The organism is Antiquaquibacter metalliresistens, from assembly GCF_029211225.1.
Classification (GTDB): domain Bacteria; phylum Actinomycetota; class Actinomycetes; order Actinomycetales; family Microbacteriaceae; genus Rhodoglobus; species Rhodoglobus metalliresistens.
In genome coordinates, this window is sequence record NZ_JARGEM010000003.1 from 388,418 (window position 1) to 413,268 (window position 24,851).

Here is a 24,851-nt window from a genome sequence, read left to right on the forward strand (position 1 = left end):
CTATCCGCGCGTCCGGGAGTGCACTTGTTCGTCGAACCACATGCGCTGCAACTCGAAGCCGATCTCGAGAAGAGGTTCCCTACGCTCGTCCCCACACTCGCGCGCACTCGCTCACAGGTCGAGGCATTCTGGAAGCACTCGAACCGCCTCGAGCACTTCACAGATCACAGCCATCAGCACTCTCGGCGGGTATCGAGTCTCGCGAACACACTCGCGAATGCGCGCAAGAATGCAGGCAAGGTCATCAGACTGAATCTGCTCGAGCGCTACGTTCTCGAGCAGGCGGCATGGGTGCACGACATCGGTATGCAACACATCGGCGCACCGGATTCGCGGGGGCCGGTCACGATCGATCCCGACGAGGTGCGCAAAGCGCATCCGCGTGTCTCACGCGACGCGGTGCTGGGGCCGCTCGCGAATGGGTTCCAGCTTGATCACGGCATTCCGGATGAATTCTCCACGCTCATCCGCGATCGCCTGGCTTGCGTACTCGCATGGGACCCATACCTACAAAGAAGGCGTGCGGGAGCTCCGACAGATCACGAGCTTCTTGAACTTCCCGATACGCGGGGAGCGACTTGCCGCGTTGCTCCTGATGGCGGATGAACTCGACCTTTGCATGGAGCGAGTTCCCAAGGCGGCCGCCGCCTACCAGCTCAGCACGCTTTCGAGTGCGCATTGGCTCAAACATGAGGTCGTCGAGGACATCGCGATCACCGAGCGCTCCAAACCGGACGAGGGCAAGGTCGTCGGGTTCACGGTCAAGATTCGCACCTATCGCAATCTGCCTAAGGCGGATGCCCGTGCGGTCGGCGAGTGGATTCGGGACAAGCTCATCTCACAGATCGCATTGACGGAATCCGAGATGATCGCAAGCTACGACGGGCAGTACCGCTTCGACCGACGCGTCGACATCTCGCTCAGGGATAGTCCGACGATGGACTGCCGCAGCGCGCGACCGGAAGTGCTTGCACTCATCAGGGCCGACAATGCCAAAGCGGACCTCATCAATCATGAGGAGTGCACGGCGACATGTCGTAGCCACCTGGAGAGCGGCACCTCTGTGGTGGTCGTCGGCAAGATGTCGGAGCAGGACAACGACAGCCGTGAAGACGTGTTCGAGCTGTTGTGCGCCTACGAACGCGTCGCAGGCAGTGACGTCCGGGTGATCACCCGCCATCAGTCGAAGCCGCACACCTCGGCCTCGGATCTTCTCGCTCCGTGGCTCCAGAACCCCAACCTCGAACAGAAGACCGTCAAGCAGCATGAGACGGTGCGCCGAGACCTCTTCCTGGCCGCGCTTCAGAACGAGCTGCTGCGCTCAGCAGGTCCGACAACGCTAGCGCTTTCAAGTATCGGCGCCCTCTCGAAGGAGGTGCGCTCGTGGTTTCTCGCAGAGGCGATCCCCAAGCTCAATGCTCTCCCGGGTGTGCGGTTGTTGATCACCGCAGATGCCCGGATACCTGCGGCGCACCTGGAGGGTCTTTGGGCACAGCAGGCCGTGCGGAAGACGGCGGTACGCGATCTGCACGCCTACCTCGCCAAACACTGGGCATCGGGTGAGACGGTTCCGCCCGGAATCACGTACTCCCACGCCCGCTGGTACCGCCTCAATCTCTATGCGGAAGCGGCGAGCGCTTGATCACGGAAGGCAGGCACGACGAGTCGCTTGCACTCTCTGCCTTGGATCTCCTGCCGTACTTCGACCTGCCGTTGGCAACGGAGGTCGTCGAGAATGTGCTCAAGGCTGCGGGGCGTCCTCACAGCGCCGATCGCGCCCAGGCCGCAATCGATGGCATCCATGCGATCGGTGGCGTCGAACCGGTGTACGACCTGCTCGCGATCCCGGAGACCGTGCAGGAGATCGTGCGATCGGGAGGCAACTCGCCGGGGCGTGAGTTCCAACGGCTCGCGGCCTCGCTGTTCGTCAAGCACGCCTCTTCGACCATGCGCGCCCCCCTGGTATCGGTTCTCGGGCTCCGAGCATCGCAACTGCTTCGCCTCAGCTATGCCGTCGTGGCCGAGGAAGCCGACTCGGCGGCCCGCCAGGCGAGCACGGCTGACTTGTCGCACCACCTGTTCTCGGCACGCGGCTTCGGCCGAACATCGGATGTTGCGGCAGCCCGTGAGGTGCTGGGGCGCTTCCTCGACCCCGGGGATCGTCTGCTCGCGTTCATCGATGGTGTCGACGCGTGGAACTCGGGGGAGCATGCCAAGGCAACGAGCATTCTGCGGGCGATCTATTCAGACGAACGGCGCGACACCATCGACGCGATGTGCGCGCAACTTGTCGGACTCTTCGAGGCCGAGCGCCGCAACTGGCAGGGCGCCCTCGACTATCTCGTCGCTTCAGTGCAGATCAGCGAGGAGTTGGTCGATGAACGTGGACTCTCCAAATCGCTCGTGTCCCTGGCACGTACGACACGCGATCAGGCGATCGCCATCAAGGACACCGAGTTGGGCCAGGAAGCGGTGCGACTCTTTCTGCGCGCGATCGACATCGCCGAGCGTCTGTTGCCGGAGTATGGCATCGAAGCCCGTCAGACTCTGGGGCGGGCCGAGATCGGGCTATCCAGGGCGTACCGCTTCCTCGGCCAGTTCACGCAGGCCATCGACGCTGCTGACATGGCCGTCGCACGATTCGACCGCAGCACGGAGGAATGGCACCGTGCCTTCGAGAACCTCGTGGACGTGCTCCGTTCCTCGGGACGATTCGCCAAGGAGTTGGACCTCGTTGGTCTGCCGACGCGGGGCGCAGTGCCGCACGGCGCAAGCGCGGTCGTGATCGCGAACATCCTGCTGCCCATGGTGCAGAAGGCGCGGGCGGAGTCCCATGGTGAGGTGCTCGAGGATTCGCTCGCCGCGGACCTCGCGCTGCAACGCGTGCGCGAGCGGGAGGCCGACATGAGCGATCAGGCCGCAGCGATCCGCGCGCTCGATGACGCTCTTCGTGAGACCGAGGCCCGTGCGCAATCGATCATGGAACGCATCGCCCAGCTCAGTGAGCAGATCGAGACGGACCCAGAATCTCACGGAGAGTTCATCACCCTCATGGACGAACACCGCGCTCTTCTGGCTCGTCTCAAGGCACAGGACCCGAACCGCCACGACGCCTTCATCCATCGACTGAGAGCTCAACACTGACCGGCCGAGCCTAGGCTTGCTCCATGACCCGCAACGCCAGCATCCTCACCACCGTCGGCGTCGTCGTCGCGGTCGTGCTCGCGTGGGTGTTCGTGAGCGTGGTGCTGCAGATCGTCTGGTTCGTCGCGAAGCTCATCATCGTCGGGCTGGTCGCGGTGCTCGTCTACTTCGCGCTGCGCGGTCTACTCGCGCGGCGGAGCGCCTGATGGTCGACCTGCTCATCTCGCTCGCCATCTTCGTGCCGATCCTGGCTGTGCTCGTCGCGCTGCCGTGGATGCTGCCCCGCGCCAAACGCACCCTCGGCCGTAAGGCCACCGCCGGGGTGCTCGGTGTCGTCGACGAGTTGTACCGGCCGGACGTGCGCAATGCCGCGATCGTCGCCGAGCAGCGCGAGCGGATGCCGGCGCGCGCGCCGCTGCCGGGCGAGAAGCCCTAGCGCCGCAACTGCGCCAGAAGCGGCACCGACCCCACCGGGGTGATGCTCGTGAGCGTCGCGAATCCCTCGGCGAGCAGCGCGGCATCGCTGCCCGGCTCCGGGGTGTTCGGCAGGTCTTCGACCGCGAGGGTCACGTGGTGCTCGTCCTCGTGCTCCATCGTGGTCTGCACGATGCCGAAGGGGGCCAAGTGCGCCTCCCGCAGTTCCGCGGGCTGTCGACGGTTCGGCACGTTCAGGTTCAGCACCGTGCCTGCTGGATGCTCCAGCAGGGTCGGCAGCACCTGTCGCGCGAGCTGGGCCGCGGCATCCCACTCATAGGTCTCGGGCGAGATGCCGACGTCGAGCGACACGGCCATGGCGCGCGCCCCGTTCAGACCGCCGGTCAGCGCCGCGCCGACCGTGCCGGAGTGCAGGATGGCCCGCCCGACGTTCGCCCCGTGGTTGACGCCCGAGAGCACGATGTCGGGCACCGCGCCGAACGCCCCGTGCGCGGCGATGAGGGCGATGAGCCCGGGAGCGCCGTGCACCGCGAACGTGGTCACCGACTCCAGTCCTTCCAGCTCGCGGCGCTCGATACGGATGCGCCCGTCGGCCTCGGACGCGACGATCGACGCCGAGGAGCCGGAGGATTGCCGTCGGGGTGCGGCGATGACGACGTCGAGTCCGGCATCCACGGCCGCCCTGGCGAGGGCGCACAGGCCCGCCGACCCCACACCGTCATCGTTGGTGATGAGCGCCGTCGTCATTGCTCCCGGGCCTTCGCGGCAAGCTCGTCGAGGCTGATCGACTGGGTGATCGAGGTCACCGGCGCATCGATCGTGCGCACCTTGACGAGTTCGCGCAGCTTCGCGATCGTCTGCGGATCACCCGTGCCGAGGCCGTGACGGGTGACGTTGAGCGCCCCGGCGGCGGCACCGAGGGCGACGGCCTCTCGGAGCTCCTCGCCGGCGGCGAGCGCGGCCGCGATGCCTGCGGTGAGGGAGTCGCCCGCCCCGGCCATGTCGGTCACCATGAGCGTGGGCGTCGTGACCTCCCACACCGCGTCCGCCGTCATCACGAGCGACGGTTCGTGCGCGCGCGTCACGATCACGGCATCCGCACCCTCGCGTCGCAGCTCGCGCATCGCCGCCACGATGTTCGCGGTGTTGGCGGCACTGATGCGGCCGTCGTCGACCAGCTCTTCGTCACTGACCTTCACGAGTTCGACGCCACCGGCGAGCGCACTCGTGAGACGGTCGCCGGCGAGATCGACGATCACCCGACGACCGCCGGAACGGAGGTCGGCCGCCAGCCGCCGGTAGACGTCTGCGGGCAGTGCGTTCTTGCTCGCGGGCCCGCTCAGGATCACGAGATCGGCGCCGAGGCCCTGGCCCAGCGTGATGCCGTAGAGCTCGTCGAGGTCGTGCCGCGAGATCGGCTCGCCCCCGGTCTCCACGATCTTCAGGCGCTCGCCCCCGCGTCGGTCGTGCACGTAGGCGGCACCGCGGCCGGTGCGGTCGACCGCCACGACGCCGATGCCCTCGTCCTCGAGCAGGTGGTGCAGCATGCGGCCGCTCTCGCCGGTGAGCACACTGCACATGGTCACCTCGACCCCCATGCGCAGCAGCATGCGCGCCTGCCACACGCCCTGCCCGCCCGCGTGCAGGTGCACCTCGGGGCCATCCGGATGGTCCTCGATGGTGACGGTGAGCACCGGCGAGGGGGCGAAGATCACAACCCTGGGCATAGCCCACCGTCGCATGGCATCGCCGACCTGTAAAGGGCGGATACCATCCATGCATGGCCACTGAGATGCCCGAATTCGACCGCAACGATCGCGGCAAGGGTTCGCTGCACCAGTACCGCGGCGTGCTGGTGCCGTCGAATGCCCGAGTCCGCCTGCGTCTGGCCGGCAGCAACGCCGTGCAGCCCCTGCTGGCGGAGATCGCGGATGCCGAGGCCGAGAGCGCGATCAGCCGCCGTTCCCAGAAGGACGAGGCGGTCGACGCGCCGATCGAGGTGCGCCTGTTCACCGGGTCGCGAGTGGTCGGGCCGGTCGGATGGGTGCCGCGAGGATTCGAGTCGGTCGTGGACGAGGCCCTCTCCCGGCTCGACATGGCCGGTCGCAAGCCCCGCATCCCCGCGGTCATCGTGCGCAAGGGCGGGCTCTACCGGGTGGAGTTGCTGATCGGACAGACACGTTGATGCCCCGCGTGCTCGCGACGGTCGTCGTCGGCGCGCTGCTCGCGGTCGGGCTCTCCGGCTGTCTGGAGCGCCGCATCGTCGAGGGCATCGAAGACGAGCTCACCCAGGGAGCGTTCTACGAGGTGTCGGCCGACCTGCCGCCCGGGGAGCCCGGTGAGATCGTGCGCAGCGAGTCGATTTCCGAGGCGCCGGCCGGTGCGCGCGCCTGGCGTGTGCTGTATCACTCCACCGACCAGTCGGGCGCCGACATCGTCGTCTCCGGCATGGTGATCGTGCCCGACCTGCCCGCACCGGCCGACGGTCGCGTGATCGTGTCCTGGGCGCATCCGACGACGGGATCGGCCGCCAAGTGCGCGCCATCCCTCGGCGTGGCGCCGTTCAGCGGCATCGAGGGCATGGACGACCTGCTGCTCGCCGGCTTCGCGATCGCCGCGACCGACTACCCGGGAATGGGCGTCGAGGGTCCGTCCTCATACCTGCTCGGCGTTTCCGAGTCCAATGCCGTGCTCGATGCCGCGCGTGCCGCACGCAACCTCGAGGGTACGGATGCCGGCGACCGGTTGCTGCTGTGGGGCCACTCCCAGGGCGGCCATGCTGCGCTCTTCGCGGCGCAGCGAGCGAGCGAGTATGCGCCGGAGCTCACCCTCGAGGGCGTCGCGGTCGCGGCGCCGGCCGCGAACCTCAACGCCTTGATGACCGACGACATCATCGACAGTTCCGGGGTGACGATCGCGTCGTATGCCATCCCCGCGTTCACCGCCGCATACGCGGACCAGTACTCGAAGGAGTCGATGGGGGCGATCCTCACGTCGGCGGGAGCCGGCGCGGTGAACCGGATCGCCTCGTACTGCCTGCTGACCGAGCATCCCCAGATCGCGAAGATCGCCGATCCGCTCGTCGGCGGGTTCGTGACGTCCGACCCAGCGACCACGGAGCCCTGGGCGACGATGCTGCGGGAGAACAGTGCCGGGGGCGCGCCGATCGGGGTGCCGATCTTCGTCGGCCAGGGCCTCGCGGACAAGCTCGTGGTGCCGTCCGCGACGGAGGGCTACGTCGCGGGCCTGTGCGCGGCGGGTGAGACCGTGCAGTTCGAGAAGTTCAACGGCATCACCCACGCGCTCGCCGCGCTCGCGTCGCTGCCGAGCCTGCTCGGGTGGTTCGAGGGCGTGCTGCGGGGCGACTCCGAATCCGACTGTTGAGGCGCGGGAATACTCGTCGGTGCTCTACAGTTGAGTGCATTAGTCGATGCAAACGCATTGACTATCGGATCGAACCGGGAGCACACGATGCAGTTCGGCATCTTCACCGTCAGCGACGTCACGGAGGACCCCACCAACGGGACCACCCCCTCCGAGAACGATCGCATCAAGGCGATCGTCGCGATCGCCAAGAAGGCCGAGGAGGTGGGCCTCGACGTCTTCGCACTCGGTGAGCACCACAACCCGCCGTTCTTCTCCTCCAGCCCCACCACCACGCTCGCGTACATCGCCGCGCAGACCTCCACGCTGCAGCTGTCCACCTCGACGACGCTCATCACCACGAACGACCCGGTGAAGATCGCCGAGGACTACGCCATGCTCCAGCACCTGGCCGACGGACGTGTCGACCTCATGATGGGCCGCGGCAACACCGGCCCGGTGTACCCGTGGTTCGGCCAGGACATTCGCGAGGGCATCCCGCTGGCCATCGAGAACTACGCGCTGCTGCACCGCCTGTGGCGTGAGGACTTCGTGGACTGGCAGGGCAAGTACCGCACACCTCTGCAGGGCTTCCAGTCGACCCCTCGCCCGCTCGACGGCGTGCCGCCGTTCGTCTGGCACGGATCCATCCGCAGCCCTGAGATCGCCGAGCAGGCCGCCTTCTACGGTGACGGCTTCTTTGCGAACAACATCTTCTGGCCCAAGGAGCACTACATGCAGCTCATCGGCTACTACCGTCAGCGCTTCGAGCACTACGGTCACGGCACCGCCGCGCAGGCGATCGTCGGGCTCGGTGGACAGGCGTTCATGGCCAAGAACTCGCAGGACGCGGTGAACCAGTTCCGCCCGTACTTCGACAACGCCCCCGTCTACGGTCACGGGCCCTCGATGGAGGACTTCACCGAGATGACCCCGCTCACCGTCGGCAGCCCGCAGCAGGTCATCGACCGCTATGCGGCGATGCGCGACCACTTCGGCGACTACCAGCGCCAGCTGTTCCTCATGGACCACGCTGGGCTCCCGCTGAAGACCGTGCTCGAGCAGCTCGACATCCTCGGTGGGGAGGTCGTGCCGGTGCTGCGTAAGGAGCTGGCCGCGAACCGCCCGGCCGACGTGCCGGATGCGCCGACCCACGCATCCCTCGTCGCCGCCCGTGACGCGGCCCTGGCCGCCGAGACCGCGGAGGTGAAGTGATGACCGCCAAGCGCATCGCCGTCGTCGCCGCGGGCCTCAGCCAGCCCTCGTCCACCCGGTTGCTCGCCGACCGTCTCGCCGATGCCACGGCGGGCGCGCTCGGCGGGGCCGAGGTCGAGGTCTTCGAGCTGCGCGACTACGCGACGGATGTCACGAACAACCTGCTCACCGGATTCCCGAGCCCGCGGCTGGCCGCCGCCATCGAGTCGATCACCAGCGCCGACGCGCTCATCGTCGTCACGCCGATCTTCACGACGAGCTACAGCGGATTGTTCAAGTCGTTCATCGACGTGCTCGACCCGCAGGCGCTCACCGGCATGCCGGTGCTGCTCGCCGCGACGGGCGGCACCGAGCGCCACTCGCTCGCGATCGACTACGCGATGCGGCCGCTGTTCAGCTACCTGCACGCGAACGTGGTGCCGACCGGCGTCTACGCCGCCTCGGGGGACTGGGGCAACGATTCCGGACTTCCGCAGCGCATCGAGCGCGCCGCGAGTGAGCTCGCGACCGCTGTGGGCCACGCGGAGCGGCGCGTGCGCGACCCCTTCGCCCTGCCCGAGGGCTTCAGTCCGACGGGCGCGTTCTCGGCGCAGTGAGCCTGGCCGTGATCGTGTCGATCGCGATGCCCAGTCCGATCGCCACGATCACGGAGAGCACGATGGCCAGCACCGGGTTCGCGGAGAACCAGACGCCGAACAGCGCGCCGATCAGGCAGTTGTAGAGCGCCCATCCGACCCCGGCGATCACGGTCAACGGCAGGTAGCGCCGATAGGCGAACCGCGTCGCGCCCGCAGTCAGGTTCGCCGCGATCCTGGCGAACGGGATGTACCGCGCGGTGAGGATGATGGCCGCCGGCCGTCGGCCCAGCGCGACACGCGCGTGCTCGATCGCGGCCGCGATGCGCGGACGTCGCATCCAACGGAACCGCTCGGTGCCGATGCGGCGCCCGATCCAGTAGCACGCGTTGTCGCCGACCACGGCCCCCAGGGCCGCCACCACGAGCACGAGCGCGATCGGGGGAGACCCGGTGGACAGGGCGAGCGATCCCAGGGCCACCACGAAGGTCTCGCTCGGCAGCACCACCAGGAAGGCGTCGGCGACGACGAGCACGAACAGCACCGGGGCCAGCCACGGGCTCGCGGCGGCCTGATCGAGCCAGGTGGTGATCGCATCCACGGCTCTGTCCTACCGCGTTCAGGTGAACGGCAGGGTTAGATGACATCCATGAGCATCGCGGTGGTCGGCAGCTACGGCGTCGGCATGACCATGCGGGTGGCCCGGTTTCCGTTGCCCGGCGAGACCCTCTCCGGCGGTCGGTATTCGGCCGGCCCGGGCGGCAAGGGCTCGAACCAGGCGATCGGTGCAGCACGGCTGGGCGCCGAGGTCGCGCTCCTGACCGCGGTCGGTGACGACACCCTGGGTCGGGATGCCCGTGCCCTCTGGTCCCGCGAGGGCGTCGACTCGAGGCACGTGATCACGGGCACTGCGGCGACCATGGTCGGCTTCATCCTCGTCGATGAGCACGGCGAGAACAGCATCGTCATCGCACCGGGCGCCCTCGAGCAGCTCGCACCGCAGCACGTGGAGACCTTCCGCGCCACCATCGCCGCGGCGGATCTGCTCGTGGTCTCGATGGAGATCCCGCTGGATGCGGTCTCCGCGGCCCTGCGGATCGCGCACGAGGAGGGCACCCGCACCCTGCTCAATCCGGCGCCCGCCTCGCCGTTGCCACCCGAGGTCTGGCCGTGGATCGACGTGCTCACCCCGAATCGCACCGAGGCCCCGATCCTGCTGGGCCTCGATCCGCGGGATGCCGCGGCCCCCGTCGACCTCGCACGCGCCCTGCGTGAACGCACCGCCGCCACCATCGTGATGACGCTCGGATCCGAGGGCGCCCTCGTGTTGGACGGCGACACGATGCACACTGTGCCCGCCGTCGCGCCGGCCCGGGTCGTCGACACCACAGGCGCCGGGGACGCGTTCACGGCAGCGCTCGCGGTCGCGCTCACCGAATCGCGATCGATCCCCGAGGCCGTGCGGTTCGCCGCCTCCGCGGGCGCGCACGCGGTCACCATCGAGGGCGTCATCGACGCGCTGCCCGACCGCGCGGTACTGGAACGTCTGCTCACGGGGGATGATGGGTGACGTGACCGAATCAGCCGTCGACTTCCGTGCCCTCGCCCCGCGTGAGCTCGCGCGATACATCCAGCACACCCGCATCGAGGTCGGGCTCACGCGCGACGACATGATCGAGCATGCGCGGCAGAGCGTGGAGTTCGGGTTCAACGCCGCGATGGTGCCCGGCTCCTGGGTGCCGCTGGTGGCGGGCGAGCTCGCCGGCACCGGGGTGCTCGTGGCATCCGCGCTCGACTTCCCAATCGTGGGCGTCACCACGAGCGCGGGCAAGGCGTTCGAGGCCGAGCAGCTCGTGAAGGCGGGAGCGGCGCAGATCGACATCGGCGTGCAGATCGGCTGGCTCAAGAGCGGCATGTTCGACGAGTTCCGCGAGGACATCGCCGGTGTCGTGCGCGCCGCCGGCGTGCCGATCAAGGTCATGCTCGAGCTGCCGTTGCTGACCCCGGACGAGAAGGAGGCCGCAGTGCAGCTCTCGATCGAGGCCGGCGCCGCGTATCTCAAGAACGCCAGCAGCGGCCAGATCGAGACCGCCAATCCCGAGAGCATCCGGTATCTCGTGGAGCGTGCGCCGGATGGTGTGTACGTGAAGGCCAGCGGTTCGATCAAGCACTACGACCAGGCCATCGACCTGCTGGAGGCGGGCGCGGTGCTGCTCGGCACGAGCGCCGGGATCGCGATCATCGGCGACACGAGCGACGCGAACACCGTCAGTTACTGAGGCTCCTTCGCGCGTCGCTAGGCCCCTGAGAGCCCGTACTGGTACGCTGGGGAACCGGAGCAGGCTGGCACGAAGCTGGTCACCGGTGGTGAACTACTGAACGATCATTCAGTGCTTTTCTACTGTTGACCAGGGCAGCGCCCCCTCTGGGGCCCCTCGCTATGCGCCGGAAACGCGTTCTTCGCATCCGTCTTGCTCCTTGGAGTGTCGCCGACCACACGGGTCGACGACGGTAAACAAAGGAGAGCACCCCTTGGAGGGTCCCGAAATCAAGTTCGCCGAAGCCGTTCTGGACAACGGCAAGTTCGGCAAGCGCACCGTACGGTTCGAAACCGGCCGGCTCGCGCAGCAGGCCCAGGGCGCGGTCGCCGCGTACCTGGACGAAGACACCATGATCCTGAGCGCCACCAGCGCCAGCAAGCACCCGCGCGACGGCTTCGACTTCTTCCCCCTCACGGTGGACGTCGAGGAGCGCTCGTACGCGGCCGGCAAGATCCCCGGCTCGTTCTTCCGCCGTGAAGGTCGCCCGTCGACGGAGGCCATCCTGGTCTGCCGTCTCATCGACCGTCCGCTGCGCCCGACCTTCGTCGAGGGTCTGCGCAACGAGGTGCAGATCGTCATCACCGTGCTGTCGATCGCGCCCGACGAGTTCTACGACGCCCTGGCCATCAACGCGGCATCCGCGTCGACCCAGATCTCCGGCCTGCCGTTCTACGGCCCGGTCGGCGGCATCCGCCTCGCCCTCATCGGCGACCAGTGGGTGGCGTTCCCCAAGTTCTCGCAGCTCGCGGAGGCCGTGTTCGACCTCACTGTCGCCGGCCGACTCGTCACCGACGAGAACGGCAACGAGGATGTCGCGATCATGATGGTCGAGGCCGAGGCCACCGAGGGCAGCTGGGAGCTGATCCAGGCCGGTGCCACCAAGCCCGACGAGGCGGTCGTCGCCCAGGGCCTGGAGGCGTCGAAGCCGTTCCTCAAGCAGCTCATCAAGGCTCAGATGGAGCTCGCGGCGCAGTCCGCGAAGCCCATCCAGGACTTCCCGCTGTTCCCGCCGTACACGCAGGAGACCTACGACGTCGTCGCCGGCCTCGCCTACGACGACCTCAAGGGCGTCTACCAGATCGCCGACAAGCAGGAGCGGCAGAACGCCGACGACGCGCTGAAGGACCGGGTCAAGGGTCACGTCGCCAGCGAGGTGGATGCCGAGCGTCTGCCCGCGTCCGCGCTCGACGAGGTGTCCGCCGCCTACAAGTCGGTGTCGAAGAAGGTCATGCGCACGCGCGTGCTCACCGAGGGCATCCGCATCGATGGCCGTGGGCTCAGCGACATCCGCGCCCTGGATGCCGAGGTGCAGGTCATTCCGCGCGTGCACGGTTCCGCGATCTTCCAGCGCGGTGAGACCCAGATCCTGGGTGTCACGACCCTGAACATGCTCAAGATGGAGCAGCAGATCGACTCGCTGAACCCCGTCACCAAGAAGCGCTACCTGCACCACTACAACTTCCCGCCCTACTCGACCGGTGAGACCGGCCGGGTCGGTTCGCCGAAGCGTCGCGAGATCGGGCACGGCTTCCTCGCCGAGCGCGCCCTCGTGCCGGTGCTGCCGCCGCGCGAGGAGTTCCCCTACGCGATCCGTCAGGTGTCCGAGGCTCTCGGCTCCAACGGCTCGACGTCCATGGGCTCGGTCTGCGCCTCGACCCTGTCGCTGCTGAACGCCGGTGTGCCGCTGCGCGCTCCGGTCGCGGGCATCGCGATGGGCCTCATCTCCGACGAGGTCGACGGGGTCACGCGCTACGCGGCCCTCACCGACATCCTCGGTGCGGAGGACGCGCTCGGCGACATGGACTTCAAGGTCGCGGGCACCTCCGAGTTCGTCACCGCGATCCAGCTCGACACGAAGCTCGCGGGCCTGCCCTCGAGCGTGCTCGACGGTGCGCTCACGCAGGCGAAGGAGGCCCGCACGGCCATCCTCGCGGTCATCAACCAGGCGATCGACGCGCCCGACGAGATGGCGCCGACCGCGCCTCGCGTCATCAGCGTGCAGATCCCGGTCGACAAGATCGGCGAGCTGATCGGCCCGAAGGGCAAGACGATCAACCAGATCCAGGATGACACCGGCGCCGACATCTCCATCGAGGACGACGGCACCGTCTACATCGGTGCGGTCGACGGCCCCTCGGCCGAGGCGGCTCGTGCCGCGGTCAACGCGATCGCGAACCCGCTCAACCCGGAGGTCGGCGAGCGGTTCCTCGGAACCGTCGTCAAGCTCGCGACGTTCGGCGCGTTCGTCTCGCTCACCCCGGGTAAGGACGGCCTGCTGCACATCAGCGAGGTGCGCAAGCTCGCCGGTGGCAAGCGCGTGGAGAACGTCGAGGACGTGCTCTCGGTCGGCCAGAAGATCCAGGTCGAGATCACCAAGATCGACGACCGCGGAAAGCTCTCGCTCGCCCCGGTGAGCGACGAGGCCGAGGGTGCGCAGGACGCCCCCGAGGCGCCGGAAGCGCCCGAAGAGGACTAGTTCACAACAATTCAGGCCCGTCCCGGAAACGGGGCGGGCCTGAATTGTCCCCCGACCGGGGGACGAGCGGGCAATCGCTTGCACCTCTAGTGTGATATTCCGTGATAACCCGAATCATCACTCCCTTCGATGGGTTCATGTCCGATCTCATCGCGTGGCTCGACGGTGCCTGGTTCGTGTGGGCCTCGATGGCCGCGGCGATCGCGCTCGTGGTGGTGACCGTGACCGTCAGCAAGGTGCGCGCCCGGGCTCGGGCGCGCGCGCCGCAGTACCGCAGATCGGGACCGGAACTCAGTCGGTCTCGCTGACCCCCGTCAGCTGGGCGCGGGCGACCACGTGGTCGCGCATCGCGAAACCGAGCGCGGCGGGCGTGGCATCCGGCGCGAGCTCGAGTCGCTCGACGTCGAGTGCGCTCAGCGTGAAGACATACCGGTGCTCGCCGTGCCCCGCGGGTGGTGCCGCGCCGAGGTAGCGCTCGAGTCGAACCTCGTTCGGCAGGGTGACGGCCCCGGGCGGCAACAGGCCCGCCTCCGGGTCGCCGGCGCCCTGGGGGAGCGATGAGAGCTTGGCCGGCAGGTTGTAGACCGCCCAGTGCCACCAGCCGCTGCCGGTCGGCGCGTCCGGGTCGTACATGGTCAGAGCGAAGCTGCGGGTGCCGGAGGGCGCACCATCCCAGTGCAGCGTGGGGGAGCGGTCCTCGCCGCCGGCGCCCGCGATGCCGGACCGCGCCCACTGCGGCAGGGTCTCGCCCTCGGCGAAGTCCGGACTCGTGAGGCTGAAGGCGGGAACCTCCGGCAGCCGCCAGTTGGGGTCGTTCGTCATGGGAGCTTCCTGTCGGTCGTCCTGACGATTATCGTCGCTCGCCGCGCCTCAGTCGACGGTCGCCGGTGGGTACACCGGATCCCAGATGCCGGTCTGGGAGAGCGCGACGACGGCGCCCGCCACCAGCAGCACCACGAGCATCGCGCCGCACAGCGCCACGATCACCGTGCGCGGCGCGTCGACCGTGAAGTACACGACGATCGCGGCGGCGAGCGCCGCGATGATGAGCCCGATCGCCACGAGCGGCACCCAGCGCGGCTCCTCGGCACCGCATCCCGGCGGCGGCGGGTAGATCATGATGCACACCTGCCCGACCTGCTGCAGCGGCCAGAGCACGGCGATGGAGACGACGGCGAGCACGGCGGCGATGGCCAGCCACACCCGCGGTCGGGCGATGGGAACACGATCGGTCGACATCGGCGGTTTCCTTTCGGTCTCGAAGACTTCAGACGCCGAGCAGTGCCCGAACGTTGGGACCACGGTATCCCTCGAGCACGACCGTGTAACGATCCGAGTGTTCGTCGTGGCTCCCGGCCGCCGACCAAATATCCTGTGAAGGCATGGGGAGTCAGACATGACGCAATTGGACGAGCGAGCGCCGCAGCTCGACGAAGCCGCGCCGAGCGCCGCTGTCCCGGCGCTTCCGGCCCCCCGCCACCGGCCCATCGGTGACTCCGATCTCTCGGTGTTCCCGCTCGCGATCAGCGGCAATGTCTTTGGGTGGACGGCCGATGACGCGGCGACCAACGAGATCCTCGACGCGTTCGTCGAGCGCGGCGGCAACTTCATCGACACCGCCGATTCCTATGCCGCAGGCCGGAGCGAGACGATGATCGGCAACTGGATGCGCTCCCGGCGCAATCGGGACCAGATGGTCGTGGCGACCAAGGTGGGCAAGTCCGCCGACAACCCCGGGCTGAAGGCCCGCGTGCTCACCCGCGCCGTGCACGCCTCGCTCTCGCGGCTCGGCGTCGCGCACATCGACCTGCTCTACCTCCACATCGACGATCTCGACGTCGACTTCGAGGAGACCCTGCTGGCCGTGGACGAACTCATCCGGGCGGGCAAGGTGCGGTATTTCGGCGGCTCCGATCACACCGGCAACCGTCTCATCGAGGCTCGCATCGCCTCGGCGCAGCTCGGCGTCGCGCCCATGGTGGCCCTGCAGAATCACTACAACCTCGTGCACCGCAGCGAGTACGAGGGCGACCTTGCCCACGTCGCGGCCCGACAGGGTCTCGGCGTGATGCCCCGGTTCGCCCTGGCGAGCGGATTCCTCACCGGCAAGTACCGGCAGAAGTCGGATCTCCCGCGCACCGAACGGGGCGGCACGGTGGCCAAGTACCTCAATCGGCGGGGCCTGCGCATCCTCTCCGCGCTCGACTCGGTCGCCGCCGCGCACGACACCTCGGTCGCCTCGGTCGCGCTCGCCTGGCTGCTCACTCGAGAGAACGTGGTCGCACCCGTGGTCTCGGCCAGCAGCGCGGACCAGGTCGGCGATCTGACCGCATCCGCCGCGGTGCAGCTCACCCGCCACCAGATCGCGGAACTGGACCGAGTGTCCTCCTAGAACGCCGATGGCCCGGTGCCTCAAGGCGCCGGGCCATCGTGCATACCTGGGATCAGAAGAGTCCGGGGATGTGCAGCCAGCCGAGGCTCACCAGCACCACGATCGTGGTGAGTACCAGGGCGATGATCGTGATCACCCAGGATCCGCGGCGCACCTTGCCTCTGAGCACGAGCGCGACGATCAACGCGACTTCGAGCAGCAGCGCCCAGGTCAGCAGGCCCAGCGGTGCGGGGAAGGCGATGAAGAGCGACAGCAGCAGCAGGGCGGCGAAGACGATCTCCGCGACGGCGACGATGGTGGCGCCGCTGCGACGACCACGCAACCGCGCGATGCCGTCGTAGAGCGAGAGTCCGCCGGCGAGCACGGTGATGATGAAGAACAGGTTGATGGTGACCACGGGAGGAATCTCCTTCGTCGGGTGCGGCTGCCGCGGGGGTCGCGGCGCGCGTCAACCCTAGCGGGAGCGCACCTCGAAGGTCGGGGGTGTACTCGGCCCGACCCGCTGTGCTACGCCCGGTGCGCCTCAGCGAGCACGCGGCTCGCGATGCGGGAGAGGGCCGCAGTCGCGGCGATGGCATCGCCGGCATAGCCGCCGGAGAGCGCGCCGTCGCGGGCCAACAGCAGCTCGTCGGCCCCGTCGCCCGGTGCGGGATGTCCCATCGTACGCAGCAGGTCGGCGAGCGTCTCCACGTACCAATCGCGGTGGTCCGTCACGACGCGGCGCACGGGGTGGCTGGCGTCGGGGAACTCGGCGGCCGCGTTGATGAAGGGGCAGCCGCGGAATCCGGGAGTGGCGATCTCGGCCGCGATCGCGGCGACGAAGTCTTGCAGGGCCGTCTCGGCATCCGGAGCATCGGCGATCAGTCGCGACAGGTTGGCACGCACGCGCTCGTGTCGCGACGAGATGTACTCGACGATCAGATTGTCCTTGGCACGGTAGTGCTTGTAGAACGTGGCCTTGGTGACCGCGGATGCCGCGATGATGCGGTCGACGCCGACGTTGCGGATGCCATCCCCATAGAACAGGTCGTTCGCGACCTCGAGGATGCGGCCCTTCGCTGGAGCGCGCTGTGGGGCCTGAGTGGGGGACTCGGCGACCAACACAGCGCGCTCCTAACGGGGGTTCTCGCCCACTGGGGGGTCGGCGAGATGGGGTGCTGCACACCATTCGGGTTGGTGTTTGGCGTGGGCATCGGGTGTGCCCGAGAAAGACAGTAGCACATGAGGACAGACAGACCAGTCTGTTTGTCCACATTTTCCCCGAACGGTGGTCCCCACTTCGGGGGATCCGTCGTGCAGGATGCCCGAGCCACCACCACAGGGGAGTCGTGACATAGGCTCGGGGTGATGAATGGCGCCGTGGCACTCCCGCTCGATCTGACCGAACTGACGTTCACGGCATCCGGCGACAGCCTCGTGCGACGCACCGTGCTGCCGAGCGGAGTGCGGATCCTCAGCGAGGCGGTGCCGGGCGCGCGCAGCGCGACGATCGGGTACTGGGTCGCGGTCGGCTCGCGGGACGAGCACCCGGAGACCTACGGCTCGACGCACTTTCTCGAGCACCTGCTGTTCAAGGGCACTCCCACGCGCAGCGCCCTCGACATCGCGGTCTCCTTCGATGCCGTCGGCGGCGAGCACAACGCGCTAACGAGCAAGGAGTACACCTGCTACTACGCCAAGGTGCAGGATCGTGATCTGCCCATGGCCGTCGACGTGCTCGCCGACATGTTCACCTCTTCGTTGCTCGAGGCGACGGAGTTCGAGAACGAGCGCGGCGTCATCCTGGAGGAGTTGGCGATGGCCGACGACGATCCCTCGGATGTCGCGAGCGAGCGCTTCTTCGAGGCGGTGCTGGGCGAGCATCCGTTGGGGCGGCCCATCGGCGGCAACCCGGGCACGATCCAGGCGGTCACGCGCGACGCGGTGTGGAGCCACTATCGCGAGAATTACCGCGCGCAGGATCTGGTGATCACGGTCGCCGGGGCGGTCGATCACGACGAACTGGTGCTGGCCGTGACCGCGGCCCTGACCCGTGCGGGCTGGGATCTCGGCGTGCTCGCCGATCCCATCGGGCGTCGCGACCCGGGCGCCGTGACCATCGATCGCGGCAGTCCGCTCGTGGTCGTGCAGCGTCCGATCGAGCAGGCGAACCTGATTCTCGGCGTTCCCGGCATCGCCGCCGCCGACGACCGGCGGCCGACCCTGACCGTGCTCAACTCGATTCTCGGCGGAGGCATGTCGAGCCGGTTGTTCCAGGAGGTGCGCGAGAAGCGCGGGCTGGCCTACTCCGTCTACTCCTTCGCGGCGAGCTATTCGGATGCGGGCCTGTTCGGCCTCTACGCGGGTTGCAGCCCGGCCAAGGCTCCGCAGGTCGCCGAGCTCATGCTCGGCGAGTTCGCGCGGCTCGGGTCGGACGGCGTCAGCCAGGAGGAGCTGGAGCGGGCGGTCGGGCAGTTGAGCGGGTCATCTGCCCTCGCCCTCGAGGACTCGGACACGCGCATGTCGCGCCTGGGCCGTGCCGAACTGACCCTCGGCGAGTTCGCGGACCTCGATGAGACCCTGCGGCGTCTCTCCCTCGTCACCGTCGACGGGGTGCGCGAACTCGCCGCCGAGCTGGCGGCACGGCCGCTGTCGATCGCCGCCGTCGGCACGCTGGGCGACTCCGCGCTCGACGCGTTGACGGTCGCGCCCGCGGCGACCCCGTAACCCCGAAATCCACCAGAACGTGCAAGGGAGCACTATGGCCCACTACGTCTACCTCGTGCGGCACGGCGAGCAGCAGGACGCCGAACACGGCCTGCCCGACGGTCCCCTCTCGGCCCGCGGCATCCGTCAGGCCCACGCCATCGCGGAGCGTCTCGGCGGCGTGCCGTTCACACGCGCCTGGCACTCGCCGCTGCAGCGCGCGGCCGAGACCGCGGCGATCATGACCGAACGGATGCCCGCGCTCGAGTCTCAGCCGAGCGCCCTGCTCATGGACTGCATCCCGAGCGGACCCACGGTCGACCTGCCGCCCGCCTTCGAGCCGTTCTTCGGCGGCGTGACGGAGCAGGAGATCGAGGCGGGGGAGGCGCAGATGGCCGACGCCGTCGCGGAGTTCCTCGCACCCGCCCGCGAGGATCGCCACGACCTGCTCATCACCCACAACTTCGTGATCGCCTGGTTCGTGCGCGAGGTGTTCGGCGCGCCGAGTTGGCGGTGGCTCGGGCTCAACCAGGCCAATTGCGGGCTGACGATCATCCGGGTGCGCAGCGCCAAGCCGCCCGTGCTCGTCACCCACAACGACCTCGGGCACCTGCCTGCGGAACTGCGCACGGGACTGCCGGCCGAGCAGCCTTACTGAAGCGACTTGCGATACCAGTTCGTGGCGTTGGGGTTGTCGTTGTAGGGCTCGGTGTCGTCGTAGCCGCTCGAACGGTACAGGCCGCCCGCGGCCTCGAGGGACGCGTTGGTGTCGAGCACCAGTTCGCTCGCACCGAAGCCGATCGCCCGGCGCTCCAGCTCGGCCAGCAGAGCTCGCCCGAACCCTCGACCCTGCACCGCGGGTCGCAGCCAGAGGTGCTTGACCTCGAACACCCCGCCGCCGAGGGCACGGATGCCGCCGCAGCCGACCGCGTCGCCGTCGAGTTCTGCGACCAGGAACACCCCGCGCGGCGGTTCGAAGGCCTCCGGCTCCGGGAACGTCGTGCGATACCCCCCGGGACTCGGGAAGGTCGCGGCGCGGAACGCGAAGTACTCGGCGAGCAGGGCGTGGGCCGCCTCATCCGTCACCGGGGTCTCACGAAAGCCGAGCACGATGCCAGCGTAGGCGGCTTGGTAGCCTTGCGGGATGACCACGAGAGTCGCCGTCGTCGGCGCGACCGGCCGCATGGGTGCCCTCGTCAGCCGCATCGTCGAGGCCGAGCCCGGATTCGAGCTCGTCGCGAGCCTGGGCTCCCGTGACGACCTGGCAGGCATGAACGACGCTGACATCGCCGTGGATGTCACCGTGCCCGCCATCTCGCCGACCGTCGTCGAGCACGCCGTCGCCAACGGGCTGAAGGTGCTCGTCGGCACCTCCGGTTGGACGGCGGAGCGCATCGTCGCCCTGGAACGTCTGGTGGCGGACAACGGCGACGCGGGAGTGGTGATCGTTCCGAACTTCTCGATCGGCTCGGTGCTGGCCACCTCGTTCGCGGCGAAGGCCGCGAGATTCTTCGAGTCGATCGAGATCGTGGAGGCGCACCACGCCAGCAAGCTCGACTCCCCGTCCGGCACCGCCGTGCGCACCGCCGAGCTGATGGGCGAGGCCCGTGGCGAGCTGGGGCCGGTGGCGGCTCCGCACGTCGACCAGCGCGCCCGCGGGCAGCAGGTGGCGAGCATCCCGATCCACAGCCTGAGGCTGCAGGGCGTCGTCGCCAAGCAGGAGGTGTTCTTCGGCGGCACCGGCGAGGTGCTCACGATCACGCACGAGACCCTCTCGCCCAGCGCCTACGAGGCGGGCATCGCTCTCGCCCTGCGCGCAGTGCCCGGGGTGCAGGGTGTCGTCGTGGGGCTCGACAAGCTCATCGACCTGACATGACGAGCCGCATCGGCGCGCTCGTGATGGCGGGGCTGCTCGCCCTGTATCTGGCGTTCGTCGCGCAATACGCGGTCCTGCTCATCACCTCGGACGCGCCCGCGGCGAAAGCGCTCGGCATCGCCCTCGCGGTGTTGCCGCTGCTCGGTGCCTTCACGCTCGTCTCGGAGCTGGTGTTCGTGCGCCGTGGGCAGCGGTTGGTGCGCATGCTGGGCGCCGAGGGCGGGCTGCCGGTGGACGACCTGCCGCGGTTGCCGAGCGGGCGGCCGGACCCGGTCGCGGCCGACGCCGAGTTCCCACGTTACAAGGCCGAGGTGGAGGCCGATCCGGGCTCCTGGCGGGCGTGGTTGCGGCTCGGGCTCGCCTACGATGCGAGCGGCGACCGGCGTCGTGCCCGCTGGGCCACCCGTCGCGCGATCGCGCTCGAACGCTCAGGCCGCTAGCGCCGCCATTGCCTCGCGCACGGTGGCGTGCCGGAAGACGAAGCCGTCTTCCACCAGGCGGGTGGGAACGACGAGTTCGCTCGCGAGCAGCAGGTCCCGGCCGGCGTCGCCGAGCATCCGGATCGCGAACTCCGGCACGGCCAGTCGCTGCGTGCGATGCAATGCCTCCGCGAGCGAGCGCGTCACCTCGTCGGCCGTCGCAGGAGTCGGACCCGCGAGGTTGACCGCGCCGGACAGGGCCGAGCCCAGCAGGTGCCGGATGGCGGCGGCCTCGTCGTGCAGCGATATCCAGGGCCAGTGCTGCCGCCCGGTGCCCAGGCGAGCGCCCAGCCCGAGGCGGGTCAGCGGGATGAGCGGGGTGAACGCGCCGCCGCGGCCCACGACGAGACCGGTGCGGAAGGTGACCACTCGCGTGCCCTCGGGCGCGAGCCTCGCCGCGAGTTCCCAGGCCTCGACGACGTCGCTGAGAAACCCCTCGCCCTTGGCGGAGGCCTCGGTGAGGGGCTCCCCGGGGCGATCCCCGTAGTAGCCGACCGCCGAGCCGTTGAGGAAGACCGCCGGCGGGTTCGCCGCGGCCGCCATCGCCTCCGCGAGCGTGCGGGTGCCGTCGACCCTGGAGTGCAGGATCTCGCGCTTGTACGACCTGGTCCACGGGATGCGCCCGGTCGTCGCCCCCGCGAGGTTCACCACCGCGTCCGCCTCTTCGACCGCTCGAGGGTCGATGGTGCCCTCCTGCGGCGACCAGCCGAACCGGTTCGACCCGTTCGGCTGCCCGCGGGTCAGCCGCAGCACGGTGTGGCCGTGCTCCTCCAACTGTCGGCACAGCTCGGTGCCGATGAAGCCCGTCGAACCCGCGACGAGTACGCGCACGTCAGGCGAGACTGGCTTCGAGGGTGATCGGGATGCCCGCGAGCGCCTTCGACACCGGGCAACCCGTCTTCGCTTCCTCCGCGAGCCGCTGGAAGTCGGCCTCGGCCAGGCCGGGAACCTTCGCGCTCACGAGCAGGTGGCTGCCCGTGATGCCCTCGCCGGGAACGAAGGTCACGGCGGCGGTCACCTGCAGGCTCTCCGGCGGGGTGCCGTTGCCGGCGAGGGCGTTGGAGAACGCCATCGAGTAGCACGCCGAGTGGGCGGCCCCGAGCAACTCCTCGGGGTTCGTGAGTCCGACGGCGCCCTCGGAGCGCGCGGCCCAGGTGACGGGGAACTCGCCCGCGTCGGAGGAGTCGAGCGAGGTCGTGCCGGAGCCGGTGAAGAGGTCGCCGAACCAGAGGGTGGTCGCTTCGCTGGTCACTGCCATGGGATCCGCCTTTCGTCGGTTCCACCCTAGGCGGGCTCAGGCGGCAGCGGCACCCTTGCGGCCGAGAATGCCGACGCGCACGAGCAGGAGGTAGATCTGGCATCCCAGGCAGTAGGCGAACACCGAGTTGAGGAACGCGGCCACGAACGCGGCGGCGGCGGCGATCACGAGCCCGTACGGCACCCCGACCAGCTGCAGCACCACCCCGATGAGCGAGATCACGAAGCCGACGCCCTGCGCGAAGGTCGGCGGGATCGGATCCTCGAGCTCGGCGGGCGCCTGCAGACGGGGTCGCAGCAGCGCGCGGTAGAGCGCGCCGTAGGGGTGGCGTCGAACGCCTGCGAAGGCGCCCCAGCCGAACAGCGCGGTGATGATGACGAACAGCAGGAACGCCGGCTCGGTGGCCCGGGCGGCGAGCGTGCCGCCGATCGGGGTGCTGAGGCCGAGGCCGATCACGATGAGCAGCAGCACCGCGGTGATGCCGGCCCCGAATCGCGGGCTGCGGGGGTCGATGCCCTGCTGGCCGGGCTTGGCGGCGAGGGTGGGTCTGGTGGTCGACATGCGTGGCTCCTGGGCTGATGGTTACGCAGTGGTGAGGATGCGGTCGAGTTCGGCCTGCACGGCGTCGCGTCTCGGGGCGCCGCCGATGCGGGCACGCACGACGCCCCGGCCGTCGAGGATGAGCGTCGTCGGGGTCTGCATCACGTGGAAGCGGCTCGCGAGATCGGGGCGTTGGGTCACGTCGAGATCGATGTGGGCCACGCCGGTGCGGCTGTGCGCGACATCCCCGAGCACCGTGCGGGTGGCGGCACAGGGTGCGCAGACCTCCGTCGAGAACTGCAGCAGGGTCGCGCCGCGCGCGAAGCGGCGCACGCCGGGCACGTCGGCGACGCGCACCGTGGTGCGGCCGTCGGTGTGACGCACGCGGCCCTGGCGGGAACGCCACACCAGGCCGAGCGCCGTCGCGAGCACGACCAGACCCGAGAGGGTCAGGGCCACGCCGATCGGTTCCATGGCCAAACGATAGGTTCCCGGCGCCCGACGCGGGGGAGTGTTGCGGTCTGTTACGGGTGGGCGGCGGTAGCCTGAGTCGATGGATGCCGCGATCCCCACCCCGTACGAAGACCTGCTGCGCGACGTGCTCGACCATGGCGTGCACAAGTCCGATCGCACCGGCACCGGCACCCGCAGTGTGTTCGGTCGCCAGATCCGCTTCGACCTCTCGCAGGGCTTCCCGCTCGTGACGACGAAGCGGGTGCACTTCAAGTCCCTCGCGTACGAGTTGCTGTGGTTCCTGCGCGGCGACAGCAACGTGGAGTGGTTGCGCGAGCACGGCGTGACGATCTGGGACGAGTGGGCGGACGCCGACGGCGAGCTCGGCCCGATCTACGGGGTGCAGTGGCGTTCGTGGCCCACACCCGATGGTCGGCACATCGACCAGATCAGCGAGGTGATCGACCAGATCCGCACCAATCCGGATTCGCGTCGGCTCATCGTCTCCGCCTGGAATCCGGCGGACATCCCGGACATGGCGCTCGCACCGTGTCACGCGCTCTTCCAGTTCTCCGTGACGGACGGCAGGCTCTCCTGTCAGCTGTACCAGCGCAGCGCCGACATGTTCCTCGGGGTGCCTTTCAACATCGCGAGCTACGCCCTGCTCACCCACCTCATCGCCGACCAGACCGGGCTCGCCGTCGGGGACTTCATCTGGACCGGCGGTGACTGCCACATCTACGACAACCACGTCGAGCAGGTCACCGAGCAGTTGACGCGGGCGCCGTATCCCGCCCCACGCCTGGCGCTGAACCGCTCGCGCGATTCGATCTTCGATGTCGAGTACGAGGACTTCGAGATCATCGGGTACCAGCACCACCCGGCCATCCGCGGAGCCGTCGCGGTATGAGCGCGCCGCGGCTCGGCATGATCTGGGCCCAGGCAGCGGACGGGGTGATCGGCGTCGACGGTGTGATGCCGTGGCACATCCCCGAGGACATGGCTCACTTCAAGGCCGTGACGATGGGCTATCCGGTGATCATGGGTCGCCGCACGTGGGAGTCGCTTCCGGAGCGCTTCCGTCCGCTCGATGGTCGCCGCAACATCGTCGTCACCCGGCAGACCGACTGGACGCCGGACGGCGCCGAGGTCGCTCACGACCTGGATGCCGCGCTCGCCCTGGTCGCGTCCTCGTCGCCCGCACCGTCCTCGTCGCCCGCACCGCCCCAACAGGGCATCGAGGCCCCGGTCGATGCGTGGATCATCGGCGGCGGTTCGCTGTACGCCGCTCTCCTCGACCGGGCCAGCGTGCTCGAGGTCACCGAGGTCGCCGGCGACTACGCGGGCGACACCCACGCGCCGACGATCGATGCCCACTGGCACCTGGACGCCGAAACGCCCTGGACTGACTCGCGCTCCGGACCCCGCTTCCGCTTCCTCCGCTACCGCCGCTGACCGGCGGCGGCCCGGCGGCGCCCCGAGCCTCCCCGCTCGCCGCAGCCGCAGCCGCAGCCGCAACGTAGCCGCAGCCGCAGCCGCAGCAGCGGCGGAAGCACCAGCTGCAGCCGCAGCCCTCGGCACGCTCTTCCTGACGGCGCGAAGCACTCCCTTCTGCGGGACTCGCGCAACTCAGGAGGAC

General features: G+C 68.9%; 30 protein-coding genes and 1 pseudogene. 19 read left to right on the forward strand and 12 right to left on the reverse strand.

The genetic code is table 11. From position 1 onward, the window contains the following. The first annotated feature begins 18 nt into the window (after positions 1 to 18). The 4 genes and pseudogenes from PYV02_RS15385 (at position 19) to PYV02_RS07515 (ending at position 3,580) form a co-directional block, all read left to right on the forward strand. Positions 19 to 1,642, forward strand: a pseudogene (locus tag PYV02_RS15385) (HD domain-containing protein). 41 nt (positions 1,643 to 1,683) lie between these two features. Continuing rightward, positions 1,684 to 3,144 carry a coiled-coil domain-containing protein gene (locus PYV02_RS07505; protein WP_275757735.1) on the forward strand — a complete coding sequence of 487 codons (1,461 nt, stop codon included), beginning with the start codon at positions 1,684 to 1,686 and terminating at the stop codon, positions 3,142 to 3,144. 23 nt (positions 3,145 to 3,167) lie between these two features. Further along, the gene (locus PYV02_RS07510) at positions 3,168 to 3,350 is read left to right on the forward strand and encodes a hypothetical protein (RefSeq protein ID WP_275757737.1); all 183 of its coding nucleotides are present in this window, start codon (positions 3,168 to 3,170) and stop codon (positions 3,348 to 3,350) included. Beyond that, a complete protein-coding gene (locus tag PYV02_RS07515) occupies positions 3,350 to 3,580 on the forward strand; it encodes a hypothetical protein (protein ID WP_275757739.1) in 231 nt (76 codons plus the stop codon). Before PYV02_RS07510 ends, PYV02_RS07515 begins: the two co-directional genes overlap by 1 nt. Here PYV02_RS07515 and surE read toward each other — a convergent pair. Next, a complete protein-coding gene (gene surE / locus PYV02_RS07520) occupies positions 3,577 to 4,326 on the reverse strand; it encodes a 5'/3'-nucleotidase SurE (RefSeq protein WP_275757741.1) in 750 nt (249 codons plus the stop codon). The two genes, PYV02_RS07515 and surE, sit on opposite strands and share 4 nt — an antisense overlap. Next, positions 4,323 to 5,306, reverse strand: coding sequence for a PfkB family carbohydrate kinase (locus PYV02_RS07525; RefSeq protein ID WP_275757744.1), 984 nt, complete (start codon positions 5,304 to 5,306; stop codon positions 4,323 to 4,325). The genes surE and PYV02_RS07525 overlap by 4 nt, the downstream gene beginning before the upstream one ends. A gap of 53 nt (positions 5,307 to 5,359) precedes the next feature. Between PYV02_RS07525 and PYV02_RS07530 the strand changes: the two genes are divergently transcribed. The 4 genes from PYV02_RS07530 to PYV02_RS07545 all read left to right on the forward strand — a co-directional run bounded on the left by PYV02_RS07530 (position 5,360) and on the right by PYV02_RS07545 (position 8,753). Continuing rightward, positions 5,360 to 5,764: a hypothetical protein gene (locus PYV02_RS07530; protein ID WP_275757746.1), complete on the forward strand. Its 405-nt coding sequence runs from the start codon at positions 5,360 to 5,362 to the stop codon at positions 5,762 to 5,764. Then, a complete protein-coding gene (locus PYV02_RS07535) occupies positions 5,764 to 6,963 on the forward strand; it encodes a lipase family protein (protein WP_275757748.1) in 1,200 nt (399 codons plus the stop codon). The genes PYV02_RS07530 and PYV02_RS07535 overlap by 1 nt, the downstream gene beginning before the upstream one ends. A gap of 87 nt (positions 6,964 to 7,050) precedes the next feature. Next, entirely contained in the window at positions 7,051 to 8,157 is a 1,107-nt protein-coding gene (locus PYV02_RS07540) for an LLM class flavin-dependent oxidoreductase (RefSeq protein WP_275757957.1), read from the forward strand. After that, the gene (locus tag PYV02_RS07545; protein WP_275757749.1) at positions 8,157 to 8,753 is read left to right on the forward strand and encodes an FMN reductase; all 597 of its coding nucleotides are present in this window, start codon (positions 8,157 to 8,159) and stop codon (positions 8,751 to 8,753) included. The genes PYV02_RS07540 and PYV02_RS07545 overlap by 1 nt, the downstream gene beginning before the upstream one ends. Here PYV02_RS07545 and PYV02_RS07550 read toward each other — a convergent pair. Continuing rightward, entirely contained in the window at positions 8,722 to 9,333 is a 612-nt protein-coding gene (locus PYV02_RS07550; protein WP_275757751.1) for a DedA family protein, read from the reverse strand. The genes PYV02_RS07545 and PYV02_RS07550 overlap by 32 nt on opposite strands. Positions 9,334 to 9,381: 48 nt before the next feature. Here PYV02_RS07550 and PYV02_RS07555 point away from each other — a divergent pair, with 48 nt between their 5' ends. From PYV02_RS07555 to PYV02_RS07570, 4 genes are all read left to right on the forward strand, one after another. Beyond that, a complete protein-coding gene (locus tag PYV02_RS07555) occupies positions 9,382 to 10,302 on the forward strand; it encodes a ribokinase (RefSeq protein ID WP_275757752.1) in 921 nt (306 codons plus the stop codon). A 1-nt stretch (position 10,303) separates the two neighbouring features. Then, positions 10,304 to 11,011, forward strand: coding sequence for a deoxyribose-phosphate aldolase (gene deoC / locus PYV02_RS07560; RefSeq protein WP_275757754.1), 708 nt, complete (start codon positions 10,304 to 10,306; stop codon positions 11,009 to 11,011). Positions 11,012 to 11,264: 253 nt separating this feature from the next. Beyond that, the gene (locus PYV02_RS07565) at positions 11,265 to 13,529 is read left to right on the forward strand and encodes a polyribonucleotide nucleotidyltransferase (RefSeq protein ID WP_275757756.1); all 2,265 of its coding nucleotides are present in this window, start codon (positions 11,265 to 11,267) and stop codon (positions 13,527 to 13,529) included. A 137-nt stretch (positions 13,530 to 13,666) separates the two neighbouring features. Next, complete coding sequence (locus PYV02_RS07570; protein ID WP_275757758.1) at positions 13,667 to 13,837, forward strand: hypothetical protein; 171 nt, start codon at positions 13,667 to 13,669, stop codon at positions 13,835 to 13,837. On the opposite strand, the gene PYV02_RS07575 is transcribed toward PYV02_RS07570, so the two are convergent. Both PYV02_RS07575 and PYV02_RS07580 read right to left on the reverse strand, forming a co-directional pair. Next, positions 13,821 to 14,351 (reverse strand): YbhB/YbcL family Raf kinase inhibitor-like protein, encoded by a 531-nt coding sequence (locus PYV02_RS07575; protein ID WP_275757760.1) that lies wholly within the window; start codon positions 14,349 to 14,351, stop codon positions 13,821 to 13,823. The two genes, PYV02_RS07570 and PYV02_RS07575, sit on opposite strands and share 17 nt — an antisense overlap. Before the next feature lie 48 nt (positions 14,352 to 14,399). Then, positions 14,400 to 14,768 carry a hypothetical protein gene (locus tag PYV02_RS07580; RefSeq protein ID WP_275757762.1) on the reverse strand — a complete coding sequence of 123 codons (369 nt, stop codon included), beginning with the start codon at positions 14,766 to 14,768 and terminating at the stop codon, positions 14,400 to 14,402. Between the two features lie 157 nt (positions 14,769 to 14,925). Between PYV02_RS07580 and PYV02_RS07585 the strand changes: the two genes are divergently transcribed. Beyond that, a complete protein-coding gene (locus PYV02_RS07585) occupies positions 14,926 to 15,921 on the forward strand; it encodes an aldo/keto reductase (protein ID WP_275757764.1) in 996 nt (331 codons plus the stop codon). Between the two features lie 52 nt (positions 15,922 to 15,973). On the opposite strand, the gene PYV02_RS07590 is transcribed toward PYV02_RS07585, so the two are convergent. Together PYV02_RS07590 and PYV02_RS07595 are read right to left on the reverse strand one after the other, a co-directional pair. Next, positions 15,974 to 16,318: a hypothetical protein gene (locus tag PYV02_RS07590; protein WP_275757766.1), complete on the reverse strand. Its 345-nt coding sequence runs from the start codon at positions 16,316 to 16,318 to the stop codon at positions 15,974 to 15,976. A gap of 110 nt (positions 16,319 to 16,428) precedes the next feature. Further along, positions 16,429 to 17,025: a TetR/AcrR family transcriptional regulator gene (locus PYV02_RS07595; protein WP_275757768.1), complete on the reverse strand. Its 597-nt coding sequence runs from the start codon at positions 17,023 to 17,025 to the stop codon at positions 16,429 to 16,431. Between the two features lie 243 nt (positions 17,026 to 17,268). Here PYV02_RS07595 and PYV02_RS07600 point away from each other — a divergent pair, with 243 nt between their 5' ends. Beyond that, entirely contained in the window at positions 17,269 to 18,627 is a 1,359-nt protein-coding gene (locus tag PYV02_RS07600; RefSeq protein ID WP_275757770.1) for a M16 family metallopeptidase, read from the forward strand. A gap of 34 nt (positions 18,628 to 18,661) precedes the next feature. Next, the gene (locus PYV02_RS07605; RefSeq protein ID WP_275757772.1) at positions 18,662 to 19,264 is read left to right on the forward strand and encodes a histidine phosphatase family protein; all 603 of its coding nucleotides are present in this window, start codon (positions 18,662 to 18,664) and stop codon (positions 19,262 to 19,264) included. On the opposite strand, the gene PYV02_RS07610 is transcribed toward PYV02_RS07605, so the two are convergent. Then, positions 19,258 to 19,716 carry a GNAT family N-acetyltransferase gene (locus PYV02_RS07610; protein WP_275757774.1) on the reverse strand — a complete coding sequence of 153 codons (459 nt, stop codon included), beginning with the start codon at positions 19,714 to 19,716 and terminating at the stop codon, positions 19,258 to 19,260. The genes PYV02_RS07605 and PYV02_RS07610 overlap by 7 nt on opposite strands. Before the next feature lie 34 nt (positions 19,717 to 19,750). Between PYV02_RS07610 and dapB the strand changes: the two genes are divergently transcribed. Both dapB and PYV02_RS07620 read left to right on the forward strand, forming a co-directional pair. After that, on the forward strand, positions 19,751 to 20,482 hold the full coding sequence (dapB, locus tag PYV02_RS07615; RefSeq protein WP_338056609.1) for a 4-hydroxy-tetrahydrodipicolinate reductase: 732 nt from the start codon (positions 19,751 to 19,753) through the stop codon (positions 20,480 to 20,482). Beyond that, a complete protein-coding gene (locus PYV02_RS07620; protein WP_275757776.1) occupies positions 20,479 to 20,922 on the forward strand; it encodes a hypothetical protein in 444 nt (147 codons plus the stop codon). Before dapB ends, PYV02_RS07620 begins: the two co-directional genes overlap by 4 nt. Here PYV02_RS07620 and PYV02_RS07625 read toward each other — a convergent pair. From PYV02_RS07625 to PYV02_RS07640, 4 genes are read right to left on the reverse strand one after another with little or no spacing between them, the layout of a single operon-like run. Continuing rightward, complete coding sequence (locus tag PYV02_RS07625) at positions 20,911 to 21,792, reverse strand: TIGR01777 family oxidoreductase (protein WP_275757778.1); 882 nt, start codon at positions 21,790 to 21,792, stop codon at positions 20,911 to 20,913. The genes PYV02_RS07620 and PYV02_RS07625 overlap by 12 nt on opposite strands. 1 nt (position 21,793) lies before the next feature. Then, positions 21,794 to 22,219, reverse strand: a complete 426-nt coding sequence (locus tag PYV02_RS07630) for an OsmC family peroxiredoxin (RefSeq protein ID WP_275757780.1) — start codon at positions 22,217 to 22,219, stop codon at positions 21,794 to 21,796. Positions 22,220 to 22,255: 36 nt separating this feature from the next. Then, positions 22,256 to 22,780, reverse strand: a complete 525-nt coding sequence (locus PYV02_RS07635; protein WP_275757782.1) for a DUF4395 domain-containing protein — start codon at positions 22,778 to 22,780, stop codon at positions 22,256 to 22,258. A 21-nt stretch (positions 22,781 to 22,801) separates the two neighbouring features. Next, entirely contained in the window at positions 22,802 to 23,233 is a 432-nt protein-coding gene (locus PYV02_RS07640) for a TlpA family protein disulfide reductase (RefSeq protein WP_275757784.1), read from the reverse strand. Positions 23,234 to 23,312: 79 nt separating this feature from the next. On the opposite strand from PYV02_RS07640, the gene PYV02_RS07645 reads away from it, so the two are divergent. Together PYV02_RS07645 and PYV02_RS07650 are read left to right on the forward strand one after the other, a co-directional pair. Next, positions 23,313 to 24,122 (forward strand): thymidylate synthase, encoded by an 810-nt coding sequence (locus PYV02_RS07645; protein ID WP_275757786.1) that lies wholly within the window; start codon positions 23,313 to 23,315, stop codon positions 24,120 to 24,122. Continuing rightward, positions 24,119 to 24,667, forward strand: coding sequence for a dihydrofolate reductase (locus PYV02_RS07650; protein WP_275757788.1), 549 nt, complete (start codon positions 24,119 to 24,121; stop codon positions 24,665 to 24,667). The genes PYV02_RS07645 and PYV02_RS07650 overlap by 4 nt, the downstream gene beginning before the upstream one ends. Positions 24,668 to 24,851: the final 184 nt, after the last annotated feature.

Bases quoted from the DNA above. Each gene is read 5' to 3' on its own strand.
- PYV02_RS07545 (WP_275757749.1), top strand. From the start codon at position 8,157: ATGACCGCCAAGCGCATCGCCGTCGTCGCCGCGGGCCTCAGCCAGCCC.
- PYV02_RS07605 (WP_275757772.1), top strand. From the start codon at position 18,662: ATGGCCCACTACGTCTACCTCGTGCGGCACGGCGAGCAGCAGGACGCC.
- PYV02_RS07640 (WP_275757784.1), bottom strand. From the start codon at position 23,233: ATGGAACCGATCGGCGTGGCCCTGACCCTCTCGGGTCTGGTCGTGCTC.
- PYV02_RS07575 (WP_275757760.1), bottom strand. From the start codon at position 14,351: ATGACGAACGACCCCAACTGGCGGCTGCCGGAGGTTCCCGCCTTCAGC.
- PYV02_RS07540 (WP_275757957.1), top strand. From the start codon at position 7,051: ATGCAGTTCGGCATCTTCACCGTCAGCGACGTCACGGAGGACCCCACC.
- PYV02_RS07570 (WP_275757758.1), top strand. From the start codon at position 13,667: ATGTCCGATCTCATCGCGTGGCTCGACGGTGCCTGGTTCGTGTGGGCC.
- dapB (WP_338056609.1), top strand. From the start codon at position 19,751: ATGACCACGAGAGTCGCCGTCGTCGGCGCGACCGGCCGCATGGGTGCC.
- PYV02_RS07630 (WP_275757780.1), bottom strand. From the start codon at position 22,219: ATGGCAGTGACCAGCGAAGCGACCACCCTCTGGTTCGGCGACCTCTTC.
- PYV02_RS07555 (WP_275757752.1), top strand. From the start codon at position 9,382: ATGAGCATCGCGGTGGTCGGCAGCTACGGCGTCGGCATGACCATGCGG.
- PYV02_RS07525 (WP_275757744.1), bottom strand. From the start codon at position 5,306: ATGCCCAGGGTTGTGATCTTCGCCCCCTCGCCGGTGCTCACCGTCACC.
- PYV02_RS07635 (WP_275757782.1), bottom strand. From the start codon at position 22,780: ATGTCGACCACCAGACCCACCCTCGCCGCCAAGCCCGGCCAGCAGGGC.
- surE (WP_275757741.1), bottom strand. From the start codon at position 4,326: ATGACGACGGCGCTCATCACCAACGATGACGGTGTGGGGTCGGCGGGC.
- PYV02_RS07600 (WP_275757770.1), top strand. From the start codon at position 17,269: ATGAATGGCGCCGTGGCACTCCCGCTCGATCTGACCGAACTGACGTTC.
- PYV02_RS07580 (WP_275757762.1), bottom strand. From the start codon at position 14,768: ATGTCGACCGATCGTGTTCCCATCGCCCGACCGCGGGTGTGGCTGGCC.
- PYV02_RS07515 (WP_275757739.1), top strand. From the start codon at position 3,350: ATGGTCGACCTGCTCATCTCGCTCGCCATCTTCGTGCCGATCCTGGCT.
- PYV02_RS07650 (WP_275757788.1), top strand. From the start codon at position 24,119: ATGAGCGCGCCGCGGCTCGGCATGATCTGGGCCCAGGCAGCGGACGGG.
- PYV02_RS07535 (WP_275757748.1), top strand. From the start codon at position 5,764: ATGCCCCGCGTGCTCGCGACGGTCGTCGTCGGCGCGCTGCTCGCGGTC.
- PYV02_RS07620 (WP_275757776.1), top strand. From the start codon at position 20,479: ATGACGAGCCGCATCGGCGCGCTCGTGATGGCGGGGCTGCTCGCCCTG.
- PYV02_RS07510 (WP_275757737.1), top strand. From the start codon at position 3,168: ATGACCCGCAACGCCAGCATCCTCACCACCGTCGGCGTCGTCGTCGCG.
- PYV02_RS07585 (WP_275757764.1), top strand. From the start codon at position 14,926: ATGACGCAATTGGACGAGCGAGCGCCGCAGCTCGACGAAGCCGCGCCG.
- PYV02_RS07645 (WP_275757786.1), top strand. From the start codon at position 23,313: ATGGATGCCGCGATCCCCACCCCGTACGAAGACCTGCTGCGCGACGTG.
- PYV02_RS07530 (WP_275757746.1), top strand. From the start codon at position 5,360: ATGGCCACTGAGATGCCCGAATTCGACCGCAACGATCGCGGCAAGGGT.